The sequence below is a fragment of the Pseudomonas sp. S04 genome, from assembly GCF_009834545.1.
Lineage (GTDB): Bacteria > Pseudomonadota > Gammaproteobacteria > Pseudomonadales > Pseudomonadaceae > Aquipseudomonas.
On the sequence record NZ_CP019427.1, the window covers coordinates 3,931,177 to 3,954,771 of the forward strand.

The window sequence follows — 23,595 nt, forward strand, 5'->3', positions numbered from 1 at the left end:
GGGGTCACCAGAACCGTTGTTGCGTCAAACGGCTCCACCAGGTCAACAACAGGCGATCCACCGAACCACTGGCAGCCAACCCGACCCGCTCCTGCAAACTCTTGCGCTCGGCATAGTGCAGGTGGAACAACTCGGCACCCTTGGCGCGTTCGGCCAGGTACTCGTCGCTGGTCTTGAGTTCATCCACCAGTTGTTTGTCCAGCGCGGCGATACCCAGCCATACTTCCCCGGTGGCCACTTCATCGATGGCCAGTTGCGGGCGATAACGGGCGACGAAGTTCTTGAACAGTTCATGGGTCACATCCAGGTCTTCCTGGAACTTCTCCCGGCCCTTCTCGGTGTTTTCACCAAACACCGTCAGGGTGCGTTTGTATTCGCCAGCGGTCAGCACTTCAAAGTCGATGTCGTGTTTTTTCAGCAACCGATTGACGTTGGGCAACTGCGCCACCACGCCGATCGAGCCGAGGATGGCAAAGGGCGCGCTGATGATCTTCTCGCCGATGCACGCCATCATGTAGCCGCCGCTGGCGGCGACCTTGTCGATGCACACGGTCAGTGGCACGCCGGCCTGGCGAATCCGCGCCAGTTGCGAGGAGGCCAGCCCGTAGCTATGCACCATGCCACCGCCGCTTTCCAGGCGCAGGACCACTTCGTCCTTGGGCGTGGCCAGGGACAGCAGCGCGGTGATTTCGTGGCGCAGGCTCTCAGTGGCCGAGGCCTTGATGTCGCCGTCGAAGTCGAGGACGAACACCCGCGGCTTGGCCTCAGGCTTTTTCTTGTGCTTCTTCTCGGACTTGGCTTCGGATTTGCGCAGGGCCTTGAGCTGGTCCTTGTCGAGCAAGGTCTGCTCCAGGCGCTCGCGCAGCCCCTTGTAGAAATCGTTGAGTTTGCTGACCTGCAACTGGCCCGCTGATTTACGCCGGCCCTTGCTGCGCAGCGCGGCAAAGCTGGCCAGGACCACCAGGATGGCGATCACCAGGGTAACGGTTTTAGCCAGAAAACTTGCGTACTCGGCAAAAAACTCCACATGGACTCCTTAACGACGGTGCGCCGCTCGATACGCGGGCGCGGATAGCTCCAGCATACCCATGCGACCGCGTTGCGGCCAGCCGTGAAACCTGATGCGAGGGGCCTCCAACGAGCATTTCAAACAAGCGTATGTTTTTTCATTGACAGCTCACCGGCATCCTCATAACCTCGCAAAACCTTCAACGTACCGGGATGACGCGGACGTGGGCAGCATCTACTTGATTCGACATGGCCAGGCCTCCTTCGGTGCAGACGACTACGACGTGTTGTCGCCGACCGGGGTGCGCCAGGCAGAAATCCTCGGCAGCCACCTGGCTGAGCTGGGGCTGAGCTTCGATCGCTGCCTGGCCGGCGACCTGCGCCGCCAGCAACACACCGCCACCAGCGCGCTGGCGCAGTTCGCCGCCGTTGGCCTGCCGGTGCCGACCCTGGAGACCGACTCGGCCTTCAATGAGTTCGACGCCGACGCGGTGATCCGTGCGCTGCTCCCGGACCTGCTGCCCGAAGAACCCGAGGCCCTGCACATCCTGCGCAACGCGGCGCACAACCGCGGCGAGTTCCAGCGCATCTTCGCCCTGATCATCGAGCGCTGGCTGGCCGGCACCTACGACCCGCCCGGCCTGGAAAGCTGGCTCGGGTTTGTCGAACGGGTGCAGGCCGGCCTGCAACGCATACTGGAACAGGCCGACAACACCCAGAAGATCGCCGTGTTCACCTCCGGCGGCACCATTACCGCCCTGCTCCACCTGATTACGCTGATGCCCGCCAAACAGGCTTTCGAGCTGAACTGGCAAATCGTCAACACCTCGCTCAACCACTTGAAGTTCCGTGGTCGCGAGGTGGCCCTGGCTTCTTTCAACAGTCATGCCCACCTGCAACTGTTGAAGGCCCCGGAACTCATCACTTTCCGATGAACCCCGGATTACTGTGACCCTTGCTGTAACACCCCATAAAAGGATCGAACCATGACCTCCGTAGCTGACGCCGTACAAGCAATGCAAGCCAAGTTCAACCCAGCCGCCGCTGCCGGCCTGGACCTGGTGTTCGGTTTCCGTATCGACGAAGACAAGAACTTCTCGCTGGTTGTCAAAGACAGCACCTGCGAACTGAAAGAAGGCGAGAACCCGGACGCCCAAGTGACCCTGGTCATGGACAGCGAAACCCTGCAAGGCATCGTCAGCGGCGAAACCGATGGCATGCAAGCGTTCATGGGCGGCAAACTGCGCGCTGAAGGCGACATGATGCTGGCGATGAAACTGTCCGAGCTGTTCCCGGCCTAAGCCAGCGGCCTCCCCTGTGGAGGCCCGGCCAAGCTGCAGACGAATCCCGCCGCCAAGGCGGGATTCGTCGTTTCAGGTCCCCGACGGGCCTTCAGCGCCCGCTTGCTCTACACTGCGGGGCCCTTTACGTCAGCGACCGGCCCATGGACATCGATCTCGCCCGTACCTTCCTGGAAATCGTGCGTTGCGGCAGCCTGGCCGCCGCTGCGGAAAAACTCCACGTCACCCAGACCGCGATCACCGCGCGGGTACAAAAACTCGAGAGCCAACTGGCCGCCACCCTGTTCGTGCGCAACCGTGCCGGCGCCCGTCTGACGGCCGACGGTGAGGCCTTTGTGGTGTATGCCAATCAGCTGGTGCAGACCTGGGAAGCGGCCCGCCGCGACTTGCCCCTGCCGGACGGCTACCGCAATGTGCTGCACATCGGTGGCGAGGTCAGCCTGTGCAATCCGTTGATGCTCAGTTGGGCCCGGGACATTCGCGCCAACATTCCGGCCTACGCCCTGCGCACGGAAATCGGCAACGGCGAAGCCCTGCTGCGGCAGTTGGAAATGGGCGTGCTGGACGCCGCCCTGGTGTTTCAACCCGAATACTGGCCGCGGCTGCAGGTCGAGCAACTGCTCGAGGAAAAGCTGATCCTGGTACGACTGCCCTCGCAACCCGAACCCTATGTGTACATCGACTGGGGCAGCGACTTTCGCCGTCAGCACGACTCTGCGCTGCCGGACAAGGCCAAGGCCGTGCTGAGTTTCAACCTCGGGCCGCTGGCGTTGCAGTACATTCTGCAGAACGGTGGCGCCGGTTACTTCCGGACCCGGGTGGTGCAGTCCTATCTGGACAGCGGGGTGCTGGAGCGGGTGCCCAAGGCGCCGGAATTCAGCTACCCGACGTTCCTGGTGTATTCGCGCGATCGTGATTCCCAGGTACTGCAGCAGGCGTTCGAGCTACTGCGCCAACTGGTCCAGCGGGAAAGCGACTGGTCACAGCGCTGGGACCCGCTGCTCTGAAGACATTCAGCACCTGGATCAAGCGCTATTACGCAGATCCATTGGCCGGATAATTTGCCCGCGACTAATCTTCTGTCAATAACAACGACAACAGGTGATCAGGGTGAGGCAAACCACGCAGGCGTTTCGCAACCGATATCGCGCCGAGATCCACCGCTTCTACAATCCGTGGCTACACGCAGGGTTTGTGCTGGTGTTCGGGATCACGGCGATCAGCCTGTTCTGGGGCACGCTGGAGCAGGTGCAAGTGCTCGAATGGTTGGCGGTGCCGCTGACCCTGCTGCTGTTCAACCTGGTGGTCTATACCGTGCACCGGCACCTGGGCCATCACAAGCATGCCTTTGCCCGCCTGTTTTATGCCCGTCATGCCGGCGATCACCACAGTTTTTTCGCCCCCGGCCAAATGGCCTACGACACCGCGCGCGACTGGCGGGTGATTCTGTTTCCGGCCTGGCTGATCGTGGTGCATTGCCTGCTGGTCACCCTGCCCGCCTGGTGGTTGCTGGCGCAGTTCAATGGCAACGTTGCTGGACTGTTCGCCGGCTGCATGATCCTCGGCTACCTGACCTACGAAGTGTTTCATGCCTGCGAACACCTGCCGCCGAGCAATCCCCTCACCCGCCTGCCGTGGATCCGCCAGATGCGCCACCTGCATGAACTGCATCATCGGCGCGAGCTGATGCAGGCGCGCAACTTCAACATCGTGTTGCCACTGATGGACTACCTGTTTGGCACGCTGTACTGGGAAGACCACCCCAACCACGCCCACCTGCCTTGGAGCAGAACGCCCATGACCCGCCTGCAGCACCAGATCGACATTGCCCGCGAGCCGATTGCCGTGCTCGCCTACGCCAGCAGCGCCACCCGCTGGCCGGAGTGGCACCCCTCCTCGCTGCGGGTCGAGGGGCCGCAAGGACCGCTGCATGCCGGGGCACGTTTTGAAGAGGACATCCACGCCGGTGGTCGCGCCGGGCACCTGAGCTGGGAGGTCAACGAATACCTGCCGGGGCGTCGTTGGAGCGCCCGGGCCCAGGGCGATCATGGCCTGGAATTGCTGTTGACCTATGAATGCAGCAGCGAGGGCGACGGCAGCCGTTTTGTGCGTACCCTGGAGTACCGCTTCAGCGGTCTGTGGATGCGCCTGGCCAATCAATTGCTGCTCAAGCGGCGGATCGACCGCGAGTCAGCGGTGTCGCTGCTGGCCCTGCGCGACCGCGCGCTGGGCACGCTGGGCAAGCCCGCCGGAGCCGTCGCTTGATGAGCCGCGCGCGCCGGCGCGTCAGCCTCAGTGGTTTGCTGTTGGTGGTCGTGGTGCTGATCGGGCTGTTCCTGCTGCTGGCGCCGACCCAGGTGCAACCCGTGGCCTGGACGCCGCCACCGGCCCCGTCCCTGGTCTCGGGGGTGTTTGCCGAAAACCAACGGCTCAGGGACGTGGAGCACGTCGGCGCGGCCAACCTCCCGGGGCCCGAAGCCCTGCTGCTGGAAGACGGTTTCCTGATCAGCGGCCTGCATGACGGCCGGGTGATCCGCAGCAGCCTGGACGGCAAGATCCTCAAGGTGCTGACCGACACTGGCGGCCGGCCTCTGGGCCTGGCCCGGCATCCGGATGGCCGGCTGATCATCGCCGACGCCATCAAGGGCCTGCTGGCCCTCGATACCCAAGGCCAGTTGATCGCCCTGAGCACCGAGGCCGGCGGCGTGCCCCTGGGCTTCACCGACGATGTGGTCATCGACCGGACCGGGCACTTCGCCTATTTCAGCGATGCTTCCAGTCGGTGGGGCTACGGCCATGATGGCGAGGCGATCATCGAGCACGGGGGTGACGGGCGTCTGCTGCGCTATGACTTCCAGAGTGGCAAGACCGAGCAGTTGCTGGACCGCCTGGAGTTCGCCAATGGCGTGGCGCTGGGGCCCAATGACAGCTTTGTGCTGGTTAACGAAACCGGTGCCTATCGCATCACCCGCTACTGGCTGAGCGGCCCCAAGGCACGCACCCGCGAAGTGTTCGTCGACAACCTGCCGGGCTTGCCGGACAACCTCAGCTTCAACGGCCAGGAGCGTTTCTGGGTGGCGTTGTACGCACCGCGCAACAGCCTGCTCGATGGGTTGGCCGGGTATCCGTTCGTGCGCAAGATGATCGTCAGGGCGATGATGCTCCTGCCCAAGCCGGTGGAGCGCCGAGCGTTTGCCCTGGGGTTGGATCTGGACGGCAAGGTGATCAGTAACCTGCAGGATGCCAGCAGTGGCAACTACTCACCCATCACCACGGTCCGCGAGTATGGCGACTGGCTGTATTTCGGTTCGCTGAAGTCCAGTCATATGGTGCGACTGCCTTTGGCCAAGGCGTTGTCAGCACTGCCTTGAGTAAATCACGGGGGCGACGCTGCGCCCCCGCCGAGTGGTCAAGCCTTGGAGGCACCGTTCAAGCTTTTGGAGATTTCGTCTTTGATCGTAAGGCGTTTGGCCTTGAGCTTCCTCACCTCGTCGTCGGCCTGGGCAGCGGCTTCCGCCTTCAGTACCTGGGTGTCGATATCCGAGTATTTATCCAGCAGCGCGTGCAGGTGGGGATCATTGGCACGCTTTTTCTGAATGTCTTCCTTTGAATAGCTCAAGTCCTGATACAGGTCATGTTTCACCGGCATGGAACACCTCCGTTTGTTGATCGGTGGCGAACACTTGTCCTGTGTTCACCAGTTATCAGCATGGCCTTGCCTGAGGGTCGCTGTCGACCGTCAATCGGACCAGCGGTGTCCGTTCGTCGCCCCTCACTCGCGGCCGCTCTCCCCCAGGACACTGCGGATCATGCTCAACAGCGCATCCGGACCATAGGGCTTGCTCAGCAAGTAGGTGTCGGGGCTAAGCTGATGATTGTCGGAAATGATGTCGCGGGTATGGCCCGAGGTGAACAGCACCGCCACTGCAGGCACCTGGACCTTGGCCCAGGCGGCCAGGTCGGAACTCTTGATCAGCCCGGGCATCACCACGTCGGTAAAAATCAGGTCCACCGTCGCCCCGTCCAGCAGCAACTGCATGGCACTGTCGCCATTGCCCGCGAGCAACACCTGGTAGCCCGAGGCCTGGAGAAATTCGGCGGCGGTACCACGTACTTCCTCGTTGTCCTCCACCACCAGGATCGTCTCGTTGCCGCCTGTGCCTGGCACACTTCGCGATGGCATCTCACGGCTCTGGGCGCGTTCACTGCGAGGAAAATACATGTGCACGCACGTGCCGCCGCCGACCTCGCTGGTCATCTCGATATGCCCACCGCTCTGTTTGACGAAACCGAACACCATGCTCAGGCCCAGGCCGGTGCCCTGGCCGTCGGCCTTGGTGGTGAAGAACGGTTCGAACGCCTGCTTGAGGGTCGCCGCATCCATGCCCTCGCCGGGGTCGATCACCGACAGGCGCACATAGTCGCCAGCGCTGATGCCCTTGCCGACGCACACGAAGCGATCGAGCACGACGTTTTTGCCACTGATCACAATCGTGCCTTCGCTATGCATCGCGTCACGGGCATTGATCGCCAGGTTGAGCAAGGCGTTTTCCAACTGGTTGCGGTCGACCGAAATGCACCAGGGGTCGTCGGGCAGTTGCACATCGATCTGAATGGTTTCGCCCAGCGCACGCTGCAGCAATTCCCCCAGGCGCTGGTAGATTTGCCGAGGGTTGTAGACCGCCGGCGACAAGGGCTGGCGGCGGGCAAAGGCGAGCAGTTGCGAGGACAGCATGGCACCGCGCTCGACGGCTGCCAGGGCGGCACCGACCCGGCGCTGCACGTTGGCGTTCTCGGCTTCATGGCGGGCCAACAGGTGCAGGTTGCCGGCGATCACCTGCAACAGATTATTGAAGTCATGGGCAATGCCGCCGGTCAATCCACCAATGGCTTCGAGTTTCTGCGACTGGCGCAATTGCTCCTCAGCGGCGAGGCGCCCTTCCACCTCATCGGCGACCCGCTGCTCCAGGTTGCGGGTGAACTTGAGCAGGTTCTCTTCGGCAGTCTTGCGCTCGTGGATATCGATCAGCACCCCGGGAAAACGCAGGGGTTGAGCTTGTTCATCGAACTCGCAGCAACCACTGGCCAGCACCCAGCAATAACTGTCATCCGCCCGCCGGATACGGTATTCAGCATTGAACGGGCCACCATTTTCCAGGGCTTGCTCCACCAGCTGATTAACCTCTGGCAAGTCATCGGGATGGATTCTGGTCGCGGCGTACTCGGGTGACATCAGCTCCAGCGACTGCTCGCACGGATAGGAAAAAGTCCGTGCAAACCGCTCATCCCCGGACAGCAGATTGGCCCGAATGTCCCAGACAAACGACCCCAGCAAGGCCCCGGCATTGAGCGCCAGGCGTACCCGTTCGTTGTCGGCACGATAGGCTGCTTCGGCCTGTTCGCGCAGGCGTTCAGAGGTCATGTGGGCGGTGGTTTCCACGACAATCGCGAGGACCCCGGCCGGCACGCCGTCATCATCGGCCACCGGGCTGTAGTAGAGGTCCATGAACACGGCTTCGGGCTGGCCGTTACGCAACAGCTCCAGCTCTTTGTTGCGGTATGAAAGGGTGCCACCAGCCAGGCAGGTGTCGACCACGTTACGGTTGAATTCGGCGACTTCCGGCCAACCCAGTTCCACTGGCGAGCCGAGCAGATAGGGATGACGCCCGCCGGCAAACACCGAATAGGCATCGTTGTAGATCATGTAGCCGGGGCGTCCCCAGAGCATCACCAGCGGCACCGGTGAGGCCAGCAGCAACTGCACCGAACTGCGCAGGCTGCGCGACCAGGTATCGTAGCTGCCCAGTTCGGTGACGCTCCAGTCGAACGCGCGAATGCGTTCGGCCATTTCGCCGCTCCACCCGCTACAACCATGATTCTGCGTTAGAAACTGCATCGATGGACTCTGTGCGCACAGCGCAAAGGTGGAACAACGGACCGACGCAGGTGGGCCCGCGCTCAAAGCTTGGAGCGCGGCCGGCGCTGATGGTTTCATTGTTGTCCAACTCGCGGCGCTTGTCAGCCCGCGATGTGCGGGCCGAGCTACGCTACGCTCAGCAGCAAGCGGAAACTTCAACTGGCAGTTTTTCCCGGTTGCCAGCATTGCCGCGACGCCGCACTCCTCTTCAAATCGATCCTGCAGGGCATGAGCCCACCCACCCCGCCTACAGGACTGTAATGACATGGACGTTGACCCGCGCTTCACCCGTCGCGATAAATCCCGCAACCGACTGCTGGCCCATTTGCTCAGCCTTGCGCTGGCCCTGCTGCCTTGCCTGGCCACGGCCCGTGCCGATGGTTTGCCGCCCCCAGGCACCGCCCTGCAGTCCCGTGCGATTCAGGTCGGTGACACGACCTGGGCCTATTACGAGGGCGAGAAAAACGGCCCGAGCCTGCTGCTCGTCCATGGGTTTGCTTCCGGCAAGGACGTTTGGGCCCGCCTCGCCGCAGACCTCGGCACAGACTTTCACCTGATCATTCCCGACCTTCCTGGCTGGGGTCAATCGACGCGCCTCCCGGGCCAGAACTATGACATTGAAGCCCAGGCGACGCGCCTTGATGGGTTTATCCAGGCGCTTGATCTCCAACAGCTCACCCTGGTCGGTCATTCCATGGGCGGCGCCATAACCGGAGTGCATGCCGTCGAACGGCCACAGCGGATAGCCCGACTGGCGCTGATCGGATCCTTGGGATTGAGCTTTGTCGAAAACGACTTCATCCGTGCCCTGAATGCCGGTGACAACCCGTTTATCTACGATGACCGTGCCGGTGTCGAACGCACCGCGCGCCTGGTCTACCTCGATCCACTGCCGATGTCCGACCAGCAGGTGGCAGACGCCATCAGTCTCAACCGCACCCAGCGCGCCTTCATCGAATCGACCCTGGAGCAAATCCGCCCGCCTTCCCAGTGGCAGGCATTGGACCCGCGCCTGGGCCGGCTCAACATACCGGTGCTCGGCGTCGGCTGTCGCGAGGATCGAGTGATCGATATCTCTGCCCTGCAGACCCTGGAAAACCGTCTGCCGCCCCATCAGGCCCGGCAGTTGGTGACCCTGGACGGCTGCAACCACTTACCCATGCTGGAACGTCCAGTGGAAACCGCGCGACTGTTGCGCAATTTCGCCAACGGCTGACTCAATGAAAATCCCGACTGTGCACGCTGATGCCATTCAGCAGCGGACTCAGGTCGCTCAGGCGGCCGGCGATCAGGTGGCGCACTTCGCCGACCTTTTCCCAGCGCCCGTCGACCTTGAGCAATTGCGCCCCGACCAGGGCCTTGCGCTGGCGCTCGGCGAGGTCGCGCCAGACCACCACGTTGATGTTGCCAAACTCGTCTTCCAGGGTGACGAAGGTCACGCCACTGGCGGTGCCCGGACGCTGGCGGCCGGTGACCAGGCCGGCGACGCTGACGTTGCGCCCGTGTTCGACCTCCAGCAACTGCCGTGAGCTGCGGCAACGCCGGGCCCGCAACTGCTCGCGCAACAGTGCCAGCGGATGAGGGCCGAGCGTGGTGCCGACGCTGTGGTAGTCGGCGTGCAGGTCTTCACTGACGGTGGGGGTCGGCAGGCTCACCGGCGGTTCGTCCTGGCTCGGCAAGCCGGCGAACAGTCCCAGTTGTTGCTGCACCCCCGCCACCTCCCAACGCGCCCGGTGACGATTGCCGGCGAGCGGACGCAAGGCGCCGGCATCGGCCAGCAACGCATGGGCCCGGGCATCGAGCCCGGCGCGCTGGCCAAGGTCGGCCACATCGACGAAGGCCCGGCACAGGCGCGCCGCCTCGATACGCCGGGCGTCCTCCTCGCGAAACCCCTTGATCATGCGCAAGCCCAGGCGGATCGCCGGCTGCTGCTGGGCAATCGGTTCCAGGCTGCAATCCCAGGCACTGGCGCTGATGTCCACCGGGCGGATCTGCAGTTGATGCCGGCGCGCGTCCTGGAGGATCTGGTCGGGACTGTAGAAACCCATCGGCCAGCTGTTGATCAAGGCACAGGCAAACGCCGCCGGCTCATGGCATTTGAGCCAGCAACTGGCGTAGGTCAGCAGGGCAAAGCTGGCGGCGTGGGACTCGGGGAAACCGTAGCTGCCAAACCCCTTGATCTGCTCGAAGATCTGCGCGGCAAACGCCTCTGAATAGCCGTTTTTCAGCATGCCTTCGCGCAGGCGCACCTGGTGCGAGTCGAGGCCACCGTGACGTTTCCAGGCGGCCATGGCGCGGCGCAGTTGATCCGCCTCGCCGGGGCTGTAGTCGGCCGCCACGATGGCGATCTGCATGACCTGTTCCTGGAACAACGGCACCCCCAGGGTGCGCTTGAGCACCGCTTCGAGCGCCACGCTGGGATAGGTTTCTGGCTCCTCCTTGTTCCGCCGCCGCAGATAGGGGTGCACCATCCCGCCCTGGATCGGCCCGGGACGGACGATCGCCACTTCGATCACCAGGTCATAGAAGGTGCGAGGCTGCAGCCGGGGCAGCATCGACATCTGCGCCCGGGACTCGATCTGGAACACGCCAATGGTGTCGGCGCGGCAGATCATCTCGTAGGTCGGCGGGTCTTCGGCCGGGATATTCGCCAGGCTCAGGTCCAACCCGCGGTGGTAGCGCAGCAGGTCGAAACAGCGGCGAATGGCGCTGAGCATGCCCAGGGCCAGGATGTCGACCTTGAGCAAGCCGACCATGTCCAGGTCGTCCTTGTCCCACTGGATGATCGTGCGCTCGGCCATGGCCGCGTTTTCCACCGGCACCAGGCTGTCCAGCGGCTGCTCGGAAATCACGAAGCCACCCGGATGCTGGGACAGGTGCCGAGGGAAGCCGATCAGTTGCCGGGTCAGGCTCAACACCCGGCGCAGCAGCGGGGTGTCAGGGTCAAAGCCACTTTCACGCAAACGCGCAAGCCCCGGCGCGTCGTCACTCCAGTGGCCGCAGCAGTCGGCCAGGGCGTTGATCTGGTCGGGCGGTAAACCAAGGACCTTGGCCACATCGCGGATCGCCCCGGCCGCGTGGTAAGTGCTGACCACTGCCGTCAGCGCCGCCCGGCGCCGACCATAGCGCTGGAACACGTATTGCAGGACCTCCTCACGGCGCTCGTGCTCAAAATCGACGTCGATATCCGGCGGCTCGTTGCGCTCGCGGGACAGGAACCGCTCGAACAGCATGTTCATCCGGCTCGGATCGATTTCGGTAATGCCCAGGGCAAAACACACCGCCGAGTTGGCCGCCGAGCCTCGACCCTGGCACAGGATGCGCTGGCGCCGGGCGAAGCTGACGATGTCCTCGACGGTGAGGAAATAGCTCTCGTAGCCCAGCTCGGCAATCAGTTGCAGTTCCTTGTCGATCAGCGCCTGCACCTTGCTGTCCGGGCCTTGCGGCCAGCGCCGGGCCAGGCCCTGCGCGGTCAAGTGGCGCAGCCAGGAGGTCGGCGTCTGCCCTTCAGGCACCAGCTCACGAGGGTATTGATAGCGCAACTGAGTGAGATCGAAACGGCAGCGTTGGGCAATCTCCAGGGTTTCGTCGAGCAGCGCGCGCGGATACAGCTCACCCAGCGCCTCAAGACTGCGCAGATGCCGCTCGCCATTGGGGTGCAGGCGCTGCCCGGCGGCGGCCACCGGCACGTGCAGGGCAATCGCGGTCATGCAGTCCTGCAGCGCCCGGCGACCACGGGCATGCATGTGCACATCACCGCTGGCCACGGCACGGATCTGCAACTGTGCCGCCAGGGCCTGCAGATCGGCCAGGCGCCGGGCATCGTTCTGCCCGCAATGCAACTCCACCGCCAGCCACAACCGCGCGCCAAACAGCCCTTTTAACCAGGCGCCCTCGCCCGGCGCATCGTCCGGGTCCGGCAGCCACAAGACCAACAGCCCGGGCAGGGGCTCGGCAAAGTCTTCGCGCAGGACCCGGTACTGGCCTTTTTCCGCACGCCGCCGGGCCTGGGTGATCAGCCGGCACAGGGCCTGATAACCCTCGATGTTCTCCACCAGCAGCACCAGCTTCGGGCCGTTCTCGATGCGCATTTCACTGCCGATGATCAGCGGCAACCCCTGCACCCTGGCCGCTTGCCAGGCGCGAACGATGCCGGCCAGGGTGCATTCGTCGGTGATCGCCAGGGCCTGGTAGCCCTGGCGCCTGGCCCGTTCGAACAGTTCCCCGGCACTGGAGGCACCGCGCTGGAAACTGAAGTTCGACAGGCAGTGCAGCTCGGCATACCCGCCGCTCATGCAAACCAGCCCTGCAGCCACAGCGGCCCACCCTCGCCCACCCCGCGATAGGCCCAGCCCTGTTGCCCGGCACGAGTCTGGATCAGGTAATAGTCGCGGCGCACATCGGCGCCATCCCACCAGCCGGACTCGATGCGTTCCGGCCCCATGAGAATCCGTGCCGCGCCTTCCTGTACCGCCTGCGGCTCGGTCAGCAACCAGCCCGGGCGCTGCGCCCGCGACAGCAGCGTGGCAGGCTGGCTCTGGGCATGGGGTTGCCAGGCACACTCGGGGCGGTGGTCGGCCTGGAATCCCAGGCCCTGCACGGCATCGTCGCCCAGGCGGGCGCGCAGGCGCTCGCGCAACTGCTCCCAGGGCAAGGATTGCTGCGGGCGTTCGTCGAACAGCTCGCGGCGCTGCGGTACAAAGCTCGGCAAGTCCTGCGCCGACAGGCGAAACCCACGTACCGGAGCCTCGACCTGTACCTGTTCCAGGCGCCCCCGGGCCAGCTCGAACAGCATGCCCGGGTCGCGCTCGGCACTCAGCAGCCCGACCTTGATCAGGGTATCAGGCAGGCCGGCGTGCTCCAGGTACAGGTCGAACCGCTGCACGCCACTGTCACGACCACAGAGAAACGCCGCCAGGTCAGCGGTCAGCCGGCGCAACGGAAACAGCAGGGCCTGGTGCGATTGCACATCAAAATTCAGTTCGATGCGTACGTCGAAGCGGTCCGGCGGCAGGTAGAAGGCCAAGGCCAGCGGTCGGTCGCCCAGCAGGGTATCGAGGTGCTTGAGCACCGCTGCCTCAAACCGCCGGGCCAGGGTTTGCCGGGGCAGCGCCTGGACCTGGCCCAAGGTGCGCAGGCCCATGCGTGACAGGGCGTTGGCGACCGTCGGCGCCAGGCCGATGCGCTCGACCGGCATCTGCCCAAGCAACGGCCCCAGGGCCTGGGAGTCCGACACCGCCAGGCCGTCGTAGGCGTTGGCCAGGATCCGCGCGGCCAAGGGATTGGGCGCCGCCACCAGGCGATGGCGAAACCCCAGGGCCGTCAGCTCGGCACGCAAGCGGGCCTCGAACTGCGGCCAGGGCCCGAACAGCGCCAGGCTCGACTCGATTTCAAACAGTACGGTACGTGGGAAATGCACGCTGACCTGGGAACTGAAGCGGTAGGCCCAGGCCGCGAGAAACTGCTGCCAGTGTTCCACTCCCGCCTGGTCATAGTCGGCGCAGGCAAAAGCCTTGCTCAGGGCCTGGGCGGCCGTCATCGACTGCCCGGCCCGCAAGCCCAGGGCCCGCGCCGACTCATTCACCGCCTGCAACACCCGGCGTTGTGCCGGGCCGCTCAGCAGCGCCAGCGGCTCGTCGGGGTCGCTGCGCTGACGCAAGACCGCGTCCAGCGCCAGTTGCGGGAACAGGATACAGACCCAGCGCATAGCAACCTCAATGCCCCGGGGCGAAGGCAATGGGCGCCGTACGGGCCAGCCCGCCGCGGCACTTGAGCACCCGCAACTGGGCGGGCCGCGCATCGATAGCGATGCGCAGGGCTGCCGGCGAAGGGTTGATCGCGTCCTTGATCGAGCGATAGGCGAAGGCCAGGGTCTGGCCGGTTTCGGCAGCCACCTGCAAACGCCGCAAGGCGCGGTCATCGGCCTGTTTCGGCCAGCACAGTACTGCGCCGCAACTGCCCGAGCGCAGGCATTGTTCCGCCGCCCACAGGGCCTCGCGGTCACTGGCCTGGATGACCGACAACTGGCGCAGGTCGATCCCGGCGTTCTGCCACGCCTGGGGATAGGGCACGCAGGGCGGCGCCACCAGCACCACCCGCTCACCGTCCGCGGTCAGCCGGGCCAGGGCCGGCCACACCAGCTGCAACTCACCGACGCCCTGCCCCGCAATCAATATCTCGCTGAGTGCCGCTTCCGGCCAGCCGCCGCTGGGCAATGCCGCGTCCAGCGCAGCATGCCCGGTGGGTTGGCGGCTGACGTCGGCGGGCGCAGGCCGGCCTTTCCAGACCTGGCCGCGATGGAACAGGGTGTCCAGCGCAACGACGGCACCCATCAGCCTTGTCTCACCAGGCCGCAGAACACCCCTTCGATTGCCAGGTCCTGATCGGCGCTGACCACAATGGGGCTGTAGGCCGGGTTGCGCGGCAGCAAGCGCACGCTGTCCCCGGCCCGCTCAAAGCGCTTGATGGTGACTTCGCCTTCGAGCCGGGCGACCACAATCTGGCCGTTCTGCACCTCGGCACTGCGGCGCACGCCCACCAGGTCGCCGTCGAGGATGCCGTCGCCGATCATCGAGTCGCCCTGCACCCGCAGCAGGTAGTCCGGGGTCCGCGAGAACAGTGCCGGGTCCAGCCACAGCCGGCTGTGCACCTCGGCATCGACCCCCATCGGCGCACCAGCGGCTACCCGCCCGAGCACCGGGATGTCCAGCAACTCGGGGCGCCGCGGCTGGTTGAGCAGGCGAATGCCCCGTGCCTGATGCGGGTTGACCTCGATGAACCCGCCCTCGGTCAGCGCCAACACGTGCTTGCGCGCCACGCTGCGCGAGGCAAAACCAAAGGCCTCGCTGATTTCAGCGAGGCTCGGGGATTGGCCCTGTTGCGCGATACGGTCGCGGATAAAGGTCAGGATGGCGGCACGGCGAGGCGTTAAAGTATTCATGGAGTACATTTGTACTCCTCTCGAATATTTCTTACAAGAGCCATCCGCCGAGGGGTTACCCATAGCTACAGTGGTTTTGGGTTCTCGCAGGTGCGCCCGCCCAACTTGTGTAGGGACGAGCTTGCTCGCGATGGTGGTGTGTCAGGCGCTATCGATGTTGAATGGACTGGCCTCATCGCGGCATAGGTATCTACACAACTTTGTAGCGGCCTCTGGGGTGTTGGATTAGACCGAGTACATATCCATTTCTGCGGTAACGGCCACCTATGATTCCGCTTTTACAGCGGCTCACTTTTGGAGGAGCCCAAAAGTAAGCAAAAGGCTCATACCGGTATGACTCACCCACATGGGTTACAAATCAGTTCACGCACATAGGTAACAGTTATTAACTGGCATGGTCGATTTCGCGAGGATCTGACCATGCCCTGGAGAGAGCTGAAACCTATGGATCGAAAAGTGATGTTCATCGCTGCCTATCTGGCGGACAAACACACCTTCAGCAAGCTGTGCAGTGACTACGAGATCAGTCGAAAGACTGGCTATAAATGGGTCGAGCGATACAAAGCTGAAGGGCCTAGTGGGCTTGAGGAACGCAGCCGTTGCCGGCACAACCAGAGCTACGTGGTGCCTGTCGCTGTTAGGCAGGCAATCATCGAGCTTCGGTCTATCGGAGAAACAACTCCAGGGCCTAAGAAGATCCAAAATGACTTGCTCAAGCGCTTTCCCGATCAGGATCCGCCGTCAAAAACGACCATCTACAACATCCTTAAAGCAGCCGACTTAATTACGCCGCAGCGTGTACGACGGCGTGTCGCGGTCTATCCCAAACCTTTGAGCAAGGCAGAAAAACCTAATCAGCTCTTTAGCGCGGACTACAAGGGCCAGTTTCTGACGGGCGCCGGAGTTTGGTGCTATCCACTGACGATCATGGATCACGCCAGCCGTTTTCTACTGGCCTGCCAGAGTATGTCCAGTACCAATCTGAAGGAGACCCAACAGACCTTTGAGCGAGTTTTCCGCGAGTACGGGTTGCCGGAGCGTATTCGAACTGACAATGGTGTGCCATTTGCCAGTACCGGCCGTGCCGGGCTGTCGCAGCTGTCGATATGGTGGCTGCGACTAGGGATTATTCCTGAGCGAATTGAGCCTGGCCGTCCGGACCAGAATGGGCGTCACGAACGCATGCACCGAACGCTGAAAAGTACCTTGCCTCAACCGCCCGCCATTCCTTGGGAGGCTCAGCAGAGACAGTTTGACCGCTTTATGCAGCACTACAATTATGAGCGGGGGCACGAGGCGCTTGACCAGAAAACGCCTGCTTCCTGCTATTCACCCTCGACTCGGACTTACCCGGAAAAGTTGCCTGAAATGGGGTATGCGAGCCACGTGGAGTGTTACCTGGCTGATAGTAATGGAATCATTAATCGAGCAGGTCTGCGGATTTATATAGCCAATGTGCTTAAGCATCAGACCATTGGAATGGAGATGATCAGTGATGATGTGTGGGAGGTGATATTCGGTCCGGTAATCCTAGGCCGGGTCTATGCTAGAGAGGCAAAGAACGGGTACGTGTCGATAAAAGTGTTACCTATGTAAAGGTACTTTTTTGTAACCCATGTGGTTGTCCCGTACATACCCCACCACTCGGCACCTCGCTTGGGCTCGGTGTGCCCAGGATCAAAAGCCAGAGCCAGAGCCAGAGCCAGAGCCAGAGCCAGAGCCAGAGCCAGATCAAAAGATGGCTGACTTCGTCAGCGTCTTAGGAAGTAGAAGCCACACCGCGCATGCCCTAGCGATCAGGTCGGCTCTAAGGCCGCCTCGCTTTGTTTTTGATCCTGGGCGCCCCGTTAACCACGCTGGCCGTACTTCGATATTGATTTGGGGGGTAAACCGGCAGGACGCCGGTTTAGCCGCACTGGGCCAGGGAGGGCCCATTGCGGCGGCCCCCCAAATCAATGTCGGAGTACGGGCATGCCGAGCCTAAGCGAGGCACCGAGTGGTGGGGCAAGAGCGTTTTGCTTACTTTTGCGCTGTTCAAAAGTGAGCCGCCGTCAGGCGGAACCATAGGAGGCCGTTACCGCAAAAATGGATATGTACTCCGCTTAATCCAACACCCCAGAGGCCCAGAGGTCAGTACACAAGCAGGTTCTTTCTCCACAGGTGCAACGTCGCACCACAGCTGTGTAGATACCTATGCCTATCGCGGGCAAGCCCGCCCTTACCACTCAACAGCCCGAGCCCGCCTGCAGCTGCATGACCCGCCGTAAGGGCGGAACCCTAAGCCGCCATAACCGCAGCACCGGATATACCCACAAACCCAGGATCAAAAGACCGCAGCTATCGACGGTGAATGCCCGTCAGCCGATATGCAGCGCACGCAGGTCGAGGCGGCCATCCTTGAGGGGTGGGCACCAGTAGTAACCACCGGTGATCGGCCGGCTCATGCGGTACAGGCCATCGGCGATCCCGTCTTCCAGGCCACTCATGCGGCGCAACTGGGCTTCGAAGGCATTGAATGAATGACCGAAGGCCAGGAACATCAGGCCGGCACGCTCGCCTTCGATCCACGGCATCGAGCGACGGACGATGAACGCCTCTGGGGTGAAGCTTTCCTGGGCGGTGCGTTTGACGTGGGCGGAAATCGGCGCGTCGTCGAGCTCTTCGTTATCGCTTTTACGCCGGCCCATGATGTTGTCCTGCTCATGGGACGCCAATGCATTGAAGCCGCTAAGGTCATGCTGCCACTGCTGGATCGCGGCAAAACTGCCACCCACCTGGCCATCCTCGCCCTCAGCCACCAGTGCGGCCGCCACGGCGGCATCATCGTGGGGGTTTTCGGTGCCGTCTTCGTAGCCGGTCAGGTCGTGGCCGGTCATGTGGCGGAAGGTTTCGTTCATCTGCACCAGGCGCAGGGCCGGGGCCAGCGCCGCCTCGATGGCGCGGCTGCGGTTGAGCAGTTCGCCGCGGTCTTCACCGTGCAGCCAGAGCCACAGCGCGTGCTGGGTCGACGGGTTGTCGACGCCCACGCCGATCATCGCCGGGAACGGCCGCAGCCCAGGCACCTTGGCCTCCAGGGCGTTGACCAGCGACTTGCCAAACCCAACCACCGCCGTCTTCCCGTCAACCCACTGCATCAGTTGGTCGAGCGCCGCCGGCAATGCCTCAACGGCCTGCAGCGCAAAAAACAGATGCCGCGCCTGAGGCGGGACGGGGGTGGCGAGGATGCCCGGCTGGTAGTAACTCATGAGAACTCCTTTAGAAAGGCAGGAATTCTACCCGCCACGCGGGGGTTTGTGTGAGGGCAAGGGTTATTGTGCCTGCGCCTCACCTCGGTACGCACTCGGGCTCTGCCCGGTCCAGCGCTTGAAGGCACGCCGGAAACTGCGCACATCGCTGTAGCCGACTTCTTCGGTGATGCGTTCGATGGACATCTCGGGGTTGGCCAACAGGCTCATGGTGCGCGCCTGGCGTACTTGCTCCAGCAGGGCCTCGAAGGTCAGGGCATGTTCGGTCAGGCGACGGCGCAGGGTGCGGCCGCTCATGTTCAGGTCGCCAGCGATTTTCTCGATGTGGCTGCCCTGGGTCAGGTCGCGGGAGATGGCCCGCTCCACTGCTTGAATCAGGTCGAGCTTCTGGTGCACCTCGGCCCCTTCCAGCTCCAGCAGCTTGACCGCCTGGCGCAGCGCCAGGGAATGGTGGTTGGGCAGGCGCACGTCGAGCCAGCGGGCTTCGAGCACCAGGCGGTTGTGCAGGCAGCCAAAGCGCACATCCGTGCCCAGCAGGCGGTGATATTCGGCCAGGTAATCGGGGGCTGCGTGGACGAACTCGACCCGCACACAGCTGAAATCGGCACCCACCAGCGCTCGGCCGTAGACCAGCAGGCTGGCAAAGAACTCTTCCACGGCGAACATCTGCACGTCGGCGAACGGCAGGCGACACTCGGCGTCGACAAACACCTGGGTGGCCACTTCGCGGACGCTGGAGACCACGATCCCGCCCGAGGTGTGCTGGTGGCGCATACCCAGCTCGAATGCGTCACGCAGGGTCTTGCACAGCGACAACACATGCCCCAGCAACCCCAGGGTGCCCAGCACGTTCTGGTTGCCCACCCACAGCCCGAGCCCCTGGTTGGGGATGACCTTGAGTGCGCGCTGGATCATCGCCACGGCCTGGCGGTAGGAAATACGTTGTGCCGGGTCTTGCAGGTCGTCGAGGGAAAACCCCAGGCCACGGCACAGGCTGTGGGGGTCGATGCCGTTGGCACTGGCCACTTCGGCCAGGGTCTGCAGTAGGAACGGTGACACCAGCGCCAGTTCGTAGTGGGGATCGATGACTTTGATGGGCATGGCGACTGGCTTCCGGTCAGGTTCAGTTGTTATTTTTGTAACCAATTATGTCGCAGAACGTTAGCACGTCTGGCCGCCTGACCGCCAACCCGCAACCAACCTCGCCGGCCAGGCGCCATGGCGAGCATAGGCTGGCCGCAGAAGTCCCCTCTGTGTCCGCCAATACCCTGCCCTGTCGGGCGCTGAGGGCTTATTTCTATGTTGCGGCTAGCGTCAAGGCCGGCGATGCGCCCCCAGACAATAATAAGAGTTAAAAAAATGAATCCGACCCGTGTCTCCCCTCCCCTGCGCCTGGCGATAAGCCTGGCCCTGCTGTCGAGTGTCTGCCTGTCGGCACAGGCCACCGAATCCGGTGTCGACAACATCGGCCCGGGCACCGATGGCTTCTTCATGCTGCCATTGGACGTCAACAGCCTTCCGGACAACATGGTTGCGTTCAATCTCTACTACAACTTCTACAAGGCCAGAAAGCTCAATATCAGCTCCCTGGGTGGCAAGGTGCCGGGGGTCGAGATCACCTCCGAAGCAGTGATTCCGCGCCTGGACTACTTGACCCCGCTGCGGATCGCCGGTGGTCGCCTGGGTTTCTACGCAGCCCAGCCCTGGATCAAGCAGCGCGTGCAGGCCTTCGGCCTGGAGGATGACCGCGAAAGCATGGGCGACACCACCGTGGCCCCGATCATTTTGTGGGACATGGGGAAAAACCTGACCTTGGGTGCGGCACTGGAGATCACCATTCCTACCGGCGAATACGACGCCACGCGACTGGCCAACACCAGCAACAACTTCTACACCTACAAACCGCTGTTTTCCTTCACCTGGTTGCCGACCGAGCGGACCGAGCTGTCACTCAAGACCACCTACAGCTTCAACGAAGAGAACCACGACACCGATTACCGCTCAGGGCAGATTTTCCACTTCGACTATTCCGCCAGCTACAAAGTGACCGACAACCTCAACCTCGGCCTCAACGGTTATTACCTCAAGCAGACCACCGACGATAAACAATACGGCAAGACCGTGCAGTTCAACGGCCAGGACGTCAACGACGGGGTGCGTGGCGAGGTGTTCGCCATTGGTCCGGCGATGTATCTGACTTTTCTCAAGTACGCGAGCGCCGAGTTGCGCTGGGCCAAGGAATTCGACGTGGAAAACCGTCCGGAAGGCCAGATGCTGTGGGCCAAGGTCACCATTCCCTACGCGTTCTGACAACGCGCCTCACGCCCGGCGTGCCACGGCCAGCGGAGCGCGAGGTGCGCCCAGGGCGTTGAGCAGGCAGTGCATTGCCTCCTCCCGGCTGCGCTCGAAGCGATATCGCGACTCGATGTACAGCGCCAATTGCAACGCTACCGGTTCGTCCAGGGGCAACGGTGCCTGCTGCATACCCAGGGCCGTGGCGACCCGGCTCGGCAGGCTCAGGCCGAACGGCTGGCGGTCGGCGATCAACTTCGCCGCCAGGGTGCTCTGGGTGCTTACGGCGATGTTGCGCCGCAGGCTTTTCAGGCCCAGGTGCAGATCCACCGGGCTCAGCCCGTCGCGCCGGCTGGAGACCTGGATCTGCGGTTGCGCCAGGTAAGCCTGCAGGGTGCGCGGCGGCTCTCGCAGCGCCTCGCCATAGGCGAACACATAGTGATCGACCGGCAGCACCTGCTTGTGCAAGCCGGCCAGGCCCGCCAGGGGTTGGTCGAGATCGATCAGGATGTCCAGTTTGCCCGCTGCCAGTTCCTGCAGGGCGTCCCGGCGTCGCGGCTGGAAATACCGCACCTGCCAATCGGCATGCGGGGCCTGGAGCAAGGCTTCGAGCAACACCGGCTGCAGGCAGTCCAGGCAACTGATGCGCAGCAGCGGATCGCTTTGCCGCGCGGCCGGGATCATCCGCAAGCCATCGCGCAGGCACTCCAGCGCGGCGCGCACGTAATCGGCCAGGCGGTGCGCCACCAGGGTCGGCGTCACCCCCAGGCGGCTCTTGATGAACAGCGGGTCGCCACACAAGTCACGCAGGCGGCGCAGCGCGTTGCTCATCGCCGGTTGCGACAGGCTCATGACTTCGGCAGCGCGGGTGACGCTGCGTTGCTGGTAGATGGCATCGAAGGCGAGCAGCAGGTTGAGGTCGAGCTGGCGTAAATCAAGCATGGTCTTGCTCCGGCAAATCGCTTAACGTCGGGCAGCCTAACCAGTGAACCGGAACATGCTGTGAGCCCTAAATGACAAAAAGCGATCAGCCGATAGCCAACGCGTTCTACGCCCCCAGCCTGCTGCCGGCCATCGAAGAACTGCTGGCCCGGGGAGTGGCGCGCGAACAGATCGAGGCCTTGTTTCGCCGTACGCTGTTTGAACTGCGCACCCCGTTTACGCGGATACCACTGTTTCTGTCCCGGCGCTTCTGGGCCTTTGCCCAGGCCACGACCGCCGACCCGCTGCTGGGGCTGGCGGCCGGGCGGCGCTTCGTGTCCACCTCGACCAACGGCCTGACCTACCTGTTTGATGTGGCCGCATCGCTGGACAGCGCCTGCGCGTACTTCGTGCGTTTCTTCCCGTTTTTCAACGGCCATTTCCAGGCCCGGGTGGTGCGCAGCGAAGACTCGGTGCAACTGCACTTACTGGACTGCGGCAGCCTGCGCGCCACCGCCGCGATGACTGACTACATCCTCATCAGCATCTGCAGCATGCTGCGCCGCAAGGTGCTGGCCAGCGGGCTGGGGCAAGACCCGATCCTGGGGGTGGGCCTGGTGCACTCGGCCCCAGCCAGCCCCTCGGCTCACGAGCAGGCCTTCCGTGCTCCGGTGCAGTGGCGCCAGGCACACAACGTGATCCACCTCGAACCCCAGGTATTCGTGCAGGCGCTGACCCCGGGCAATCATCAACTGGAGGAGACACTGGTCGAACTGCTGGAGCAGACTCGGCGCAACAGCGAGCCGACCTTGCTCGAACTGGTCAGCGACCACCTGATCCGCGACTTGCCCGGCGCCCACTGGCAAGACTTCTGCACCTCCCAGCACCTGCTCGAACGCACCGCCGCCCGGCGCCTGAAAGCCCTGGGCTGGAGTTTTTCCGAGTTGCTGGACGAGTACCGCAGCTATCGCGCCGAAGACCTGCTGCAACACTCGCCGTTGGAGCTGGTGGAGATTTCCGACCAGCTCGGCTACAGCGATGTGCAAAGTTTCAACCGCGCTTGCCTGCGCTGGTTCGAATGCGCACCGGGGTCGTACCGATCACGCCACCAGGCATGACCGGTACGGGCAGGGTCAGGGTTTCAACGGCCATTCCTGGTCCAGGTCCGAGAGGCTTTTGCCGTCATCGGGGTGTTTCCAGGTCTGTGGTGGCGGGTTCTCTTCAGGGCTGGCTTCGTCCTGATCTTCTTCGTCGTCGTTATCGCGGTATTGATCGTGTTGTTTGTCAGCGGCCATGGCACTCTCCTCCTGAGATGGGTTTCAAATTTCAGGATAGAACAAAGCCACGGCTTCGCTATATTGAGGGCAACGCTGGCTTGCGCGTCTGTCGCGCCAGGCGAAAAGCAAAAAACCTGCGAAGCGTGAGCCGCGCAGGTTTTTTGTGAATCGCAGAAACAAAAAACCCCGGTCTTGCGACCAGGGCCTTTGCTATCGACTCGAAACAGACATCGGCATGACCAATGTTTGCTTCGTAGCACCAAGGCGTTCAGTGGGCCCTGGAGCAGATATGGCGCAGCGGACGGGACTCGAACCCGCGACCCCCGGCGTGACAGGCCGGTATTCTAACCGACTGAACTACCGCTGCGTATCGCTGTGGACTTGCGTCCAGTTAATTCGTCTGACTGTAAAGCTTCGAGGCTTTGCAATCTCAAACCGGGTAAACCCGATCTGGAAAATATGGCGCAGCGGACGGGACTCGAACCCGCGACCCCCGGCGTGACAGGCCGGTATTCTAACCGACTGAACTACCGCTGCGCGTCGGTGGAGGCTTTTCAGCTTCCATCTTGCTTTCGCAAGACTCTCAAGAAGTGGTGGGTGATGACGGGATCGAACCGCCGACATTCTGCTTGTAAGGCAGACGCTCTCCCAGCTGAGCTAATCACCCGTTTGCTTCTCCGAGGCCGCGAAATTT

The 23,595-nt window shown here is 63.0% G+C and carries 20 protein-coding genes and 3 tRNA genes; 9 read left to right on the forward strand and 14 right to left on the reverse strand.

What is annotated here, in order from left to right; all coding sequences use genetic code 11:
* Positions 1-4: 4 nt before the first annotated feature.
* The gene (gene sohB, locus PspS04_RS17340) at positions 5-1,027 is read right to left on the reverse strand and encodes a protease SohB (RefSeq protein WP_095171778.1); all 1,023 of its coding nucleotides are present in this window, start codon (positions 1,025-1,027) and stop codon (positions 5-7) included.
* Positions 1,028-1,232: 205 nt separating this feature from the next.
* Between sohB and PspS04_RS17345 the strand changes: the two genes are divergently transcribed.
* From PspS04_RS17345 to PspS04_RS17365, 5 genes are all read left to right on the forward strand, one after another.
* Positions 1,233-1,943, forward strand: a complete 711-nt coding sequence (locus PspS04_RS17345) for a histidine phosphatase family protein (protein ID WP_095171776.1) — start codon at positions 1,233-1,235, stop codon at positions 1,941-1,943.
* Positions 1,944-1,994: 51 nt separating this feature from the next.
* Positions 1,995-2,309 carry an SCP2 sterol-binding domain-containing protein gene (locus PspS04_RS17350; protein WP_095171774.1) on the forward strand — a complete coding sequence of 105 codons (315 nt, stop codon included), beginning with the start codon at positions 1,995-1,997 and terminating at the stop codon, positions 2,307-2,309.
* A 143-nt stretch (positions 2,310-2,452) separates the two neighbouring features.
* On the forward strand, positions 2,453-3,316 hold the full coding sequence (locus tag PspS04_RS17355) for a LysR family transcriptional regulator (protein ID WP_159996843.1): 864 nt from the start codon (positions 2,453-2,455) through the stop codon (positions 3,314-3,316).
* Positions 3,317-3,419: 103 nt separating this feature from the next.
* Positions 3,420-4,574 carry a sterol desaturase/SRPBCC family protein gene (locus PspS04_RS17360; RefSeq protein WP_159996845.1) on the forward strand — a complete coding sequence of 385 codons (1,155 nt, stop codon included), beginning with the start codon at positions 3,420-3,422 and terminating at the stop codon, positions 4,572-4,574.
* A complete protein-coding gene (locus PspS04_RS17365; RefSeq protein ID WP_159996847.1) occupies positions 4,574-5,680 on the forward strand; it encodes an SMP-30/gluconolactonase/LRE family protein in 1,107 nt (368 codons plus the stop codon). Before PspS04_RS17360 ends, PspS04_RS17365 begins: the two co-directional genes overlap by 1 nt.
* Before the next feature lie 38 nt (positions 5,681-5,718).
* On the opposite strand, the gene PspS04_RS17370 is transcribed toward PspS04_RS17365, so the two are convergent.
* Positions 5,719-5,958, reverse strand: coding sequence for a DUF465 domain-containing protein (locus tag PspS04_RS17370; protein WP_095171767.1), 240 nt, complete (start codon positions 5,956-5,958; stop codon positions 5,719-5,721).
* A 123-nt stretch (positions 5,959-6,081) separates the two neighbouring features.
* Positions 6,082-8,157 (reverse strand): hybrid sensor histidine kinase/response regulator, encoded by a 2,076-nt coding sequence (locus PspS04_RS17375; protein WP_174244585.1) that lies wholly within the window; start codon positions 8,155-8,157, stop codon positions 6,082-6,084.
* A gap of 334 nt (positions 8,158-8,491) precedes the next feature.
* Here PspS04_RS17375 and PspS04_RS17380 point away from each other — a divergent pair, with 334 nt between their 5' ends.
* Positions 8,492-9,442 (forward strand): alpha/beta fold hydrolase, encoded by a 951-nt coding sequence (locus tag PspS04_RS17380; protein WP_159996851.1) that lies wholly within the window; start codon positions 8,492-8,494, stop codon positions 9,440-9,442.
* A 1-nt stretch (position 9,443) separates the two neighbouring features.
* Here the strand turns inward: PspS04_RS17380 and PspS04_RS17385 are convergent, their stop codons facing one another.
* Genes PspS04_RS17385 through lexA form a run of 4 tightly spaced genes read right to left on the reverse strand, consistent with a single transcriptional unit; the run spans position 9,444 to position 15,175 of the window.
* Positions 9,444-12,542: an error-prone DNA polymerase gene (locus PspS04_RS17385; RefSeq protein ID WP_202982079.1), complete on the reverse strand. Its 3,099-nt coding sequence runs from the start codon at positions 12,540-12,542 to the stop codon at positions 9,444-9,446.
* Positions 12,518-13,933 carry a Y-family DNA polymerase gene (locus PspS04_RS17390; protein WP_159996855.1) on the reverse strand — a complete coding sequence of 472 codons (1,416 nt, stop codon included), beginning with the start codon at positions 13,931-13,933 and terminating at the stop codon, positions 12,518-12,520. The genes PspS04_RS17385 and PspS04_RS17390 overlap by 25 nt, the downstream gene beginning before the upstream one ends.
* 7 nt (positions 13,934-13,940) lie before the next feature.
* Positions 13,941-14,558 (reverse strand): translesion DNA synthesis-associated protein ImuA, encoded by a 618-nt coding sequence (gene imuA, locus PspS04_RS17395; protein WP_159996857.1) that lies wholly within the window; start codon positions 14,556-14,558, stop codon positions 13,941-13,943.
* The gene (gene lexA / locus PspS04_RS17400) at positions 14,558-15,175 is read right to left on the reverse strand and encodes a transcriptional repressor LexA (protein ID WP_095171750.1); all 618 of its coding nucleotides are present in this window, start codon (positions 15,173-15,175) and stop codon (positions 14,558-14,560) included. Before lexA ends, imuA begins: the two co-directional genes overlap by 1 nt.
* Positions 15,176-15,586: 411 nt before the next feature.
* On the opposite strand from lexA, the gene PspS04_RS17405 reads away from it, so the two are divergent.
* Positions 15,587-16,762: an integrase core domain-containing protein gene (locus PspS04_RS17405; RefSeq protein ID WP_159993658.1), complete on the forward strand. Its 1,176-nt coding sequence runs from the start codon at positions 15,587-15,589 to the stop codon at positions 16,760-16,762.
* 761 nt (positions 16,763-17,523) lie between these two features.
* Here the strand turns inward: PspS04_RS17405 and PspS04_RS17410 are convergent.
* Together PspS04_RS17410 and PspS04_RS17415 are read right to left on the reverse strand one after the other, a co-directional pair.
* Positions 17,524-18,411: a Dyp-type peroxidase gene (locus PspS04_RS17410; RefSeq protein ID WP_159996859.1), complete on the reverse strand. Its 888-nt coding sequence runs from the start codon at positions 18,409-18,411 to the stop codon at positions 17,524-17,526.
* Between the two features lie 63 nt (positions 18,412-18,474).
* Positions 18,475-19,512 carry an AraC family transcriptional regulator gene (locus PspS04_RS17415; protein WP_159996861.1) on the reverse strand — a complete coding sequence of 346 codons (1,038 nt, stop codon included), beginning with the start codon at positions 19,510-19,512 and terminating at the stop codon, positions 18,475-18,477.
* 258 nt (positions 19,513-19,770) lie between these two features.
* On the opposite strand from PspS04_RS17415, the gene PspS04_RS17420 reads away from it, so the two are divergent.
* The gene (locus PspS04_RS17420) at positions 19,771-20,721 is read left to right on the forward strand and encodes a SphA family protein (RefSeq protein ID WP_159996863.1); all 951 of its coding nucleotides are present in this window, start codon (positions 19,771-19,773) and stop codon (positions 20,719-20,721) included.
* Positions 20,722-20,730: 9 nt separating this feature from the next.
* On the opposite strand, the gene PspS04_RS17425 is transcribed toward PspS04_RS17420, so the two are convergent.
* Positions 20,731-21,645, reverse strand: a complete 915-nt coding sequence (locus PspS04_RS17425; RefSeq protein ID WP_095171976.1) for a LysR family transcriptional regulator — start codon at positions 21,643-21,645, stop codon at positions 20,731-20,733.
* Between the two features lie 71 nt (positions 21,646-21,716).
* Here PspS04_RS17425 and PspS04_RS17430 point away from each other — a divergent pair, with 71 nt between their 5' ends.
* Positions 21,717-22,742 (forward strand): AraC family transcriptional regulator ligand-binding domain-containing protein, encoded by a 1,026-nt coding sequence (locus tag PspS04_RS17430; RefSeq protein ID WP_159996865.1) that lies wholly within the window; start codon positions 21,717-21,719, stop codon positions 22,740-22,742.
* 15 nt (positions 22,743-22,757) lie between these two features.
* Here the strand turns inward: PspS04_RS17430 and PspS04_RS27525 are convergent, their stop codons facing one another.
* The 4 genes from PspS04_RS27525 to PspS04_RS17445 form a co-directional block, all read right to left on the reverse strand.
* Complete coding sequence (locus tag PspS04_RS27525; RefSeq protein WP_174244586.1) at positions 22,758-22,919, reverse strand: hypothetical protein; 162 nt, start codon at positions 22,917-22,919, stop codon at positions 22,758-22,760.
* A 272-nt stretch (positions 22,920-23,191) separates the two neighbouring features.
* Positions 23,192-23,268, reverse strand: a tRNA-Asp gene (locus tag PspS04_RS17435).
* 93 nt (positions 23,269-23,361) lie between these two features.
* Positions 23,362-23,438, reverse strand: a tRNA-Asp gene (locus PspS04_RS17440).
* A 54-nt stretch (positions 23,439-23,492) separates the two neighbouring features.
* Positions 23,493-23,568: transfer RNA gene (locus PspS04_RS17445), tRNA-Val, on the reverse strand.
* Positions 23,569-23,595 lie beyond the last annotated feature (27 nt).

What these genes read in the sequence shown, in the direction of transcription:
- PspS04_RS17350 (WP_095171774.1), top strand. Translation starts at nt 1,995, where the DNA reads ATGACCTCCGTAGCTGACGCCGTACAAGCAATGCAAGCCAAGTTCAAC.
- PspS04_RS17355 (WP_159996843.1), top strand. Translation starts at nt 2,453, where the DNA reads ATGGACATCGATCTCGCCCGTACCTTCCTGGAAATCGTGCGTTGCGGC.
- PspS04_RS17365 (WP_159996847.1), top strand. Translation starts at nt 4,574, where the DNA reads ATGAGCCGCGCGCGCCGGCGCGTCAGCCTCAGTGGTTTGCTGTTGGTG.
- PspS04_RS17370 (WP_095171767.1), bottom strand. Translation starts at nt 5,958, where the DNA reads ATGCCGGTGAAACATGACCTGTATCAGGACTTGAGCTATTCAAAGGAA.
- PspS04_RS17375 (WP_174244585.1), bottom strand. Translation starts at nt 8,157, where the DNA reads ATGGCCGAACGCATTCGCGCGTTCGACTGGAGCGTCACCGAACTGGGC.
- PspS04_RS17380 (WP_159996851.1), top strand. Translation starts at nt 8,492, where the DNA reads ATGGACGTTGACCCGCGCTTCACCCGTCGCGATAAATCCCGCAACCGA.
- PspS04_RS17390 (WP_159996855.1), bottom strand. Translation starts at nt 13,933, where the DNA reads ATGCGCTGGGTCTGTATCCTGTTCCCGCAACTGGCGCTGGACGCGGTC.
- imuA (WP_159996857.1), bottom strand. Translation starts at nt 14,558, where the DNA reads ATGGGTGCCGTCGTTGCGCTGGACACCCTGTTCCATCGCGGCCAGGTC.
- lexA (WP_095171750.1), bottom strand. Translation starts at nt 15,175, where the DNA reads ATGTACTCCATGAATACTTTAACGCCTCGCCGTGCCGCCATCCTGACC.
- PspS04_RS17405 (WP_159993658.1), top strand. Translation starts at nt 15,587, where the DNA reads ATGCCCTGGAGAGAGCTGAAACCTATGGATCGAAAAGTGATGTTCATC.
- PspS04_RS17410 (WP_159996859.1), bottom strand. Translation starts at nt 18,411, where the DNA reads ATGAGTTACTACCAGCCGGGCATCCTCGCCACCCCCGTCCCGCCTCAG.
- PspS04_RS17415 (WP_159996861.1), bottom strand. Translation starts at nt 19,512, where the DNA reads ATGCCCATCAAAGTCATCGATCCCCACTACGAACTGGCGCTGGTGTCA.
- PspS04_RS17420 (WP_159996863.1), top strand. Translation starts at nt 19,771, where the DNA reads ATGAATCCGACCCGTGTCTCCCCTCCCCTGCGCCTGGCGATAAGCCTG.
- PspS04_RS17425 (WP_095171976.1), bottom strand. Translation starts at nt 21,645, where the DNA reads ATGCTTGATTTACGCCAGCTCGACCTCAACCTGCTGCTCGCCTTCGAT.
- PspS04_RS17430 (WP_159996865.1), top strand. Translation starts at nt 21,717, where the DNA reads ATGACAAAAAGCGATCAGCCGATAGCCAACGCGTTCTACGCCCCCAGC.
- PspS04_RS27525 (WP_174244586.1), bottom strand. Translation starts at nt 22,919, where the DNA reads ATGGCCGCTGACAAACAACACGATCAATACCGCGATAACGACGACGAA.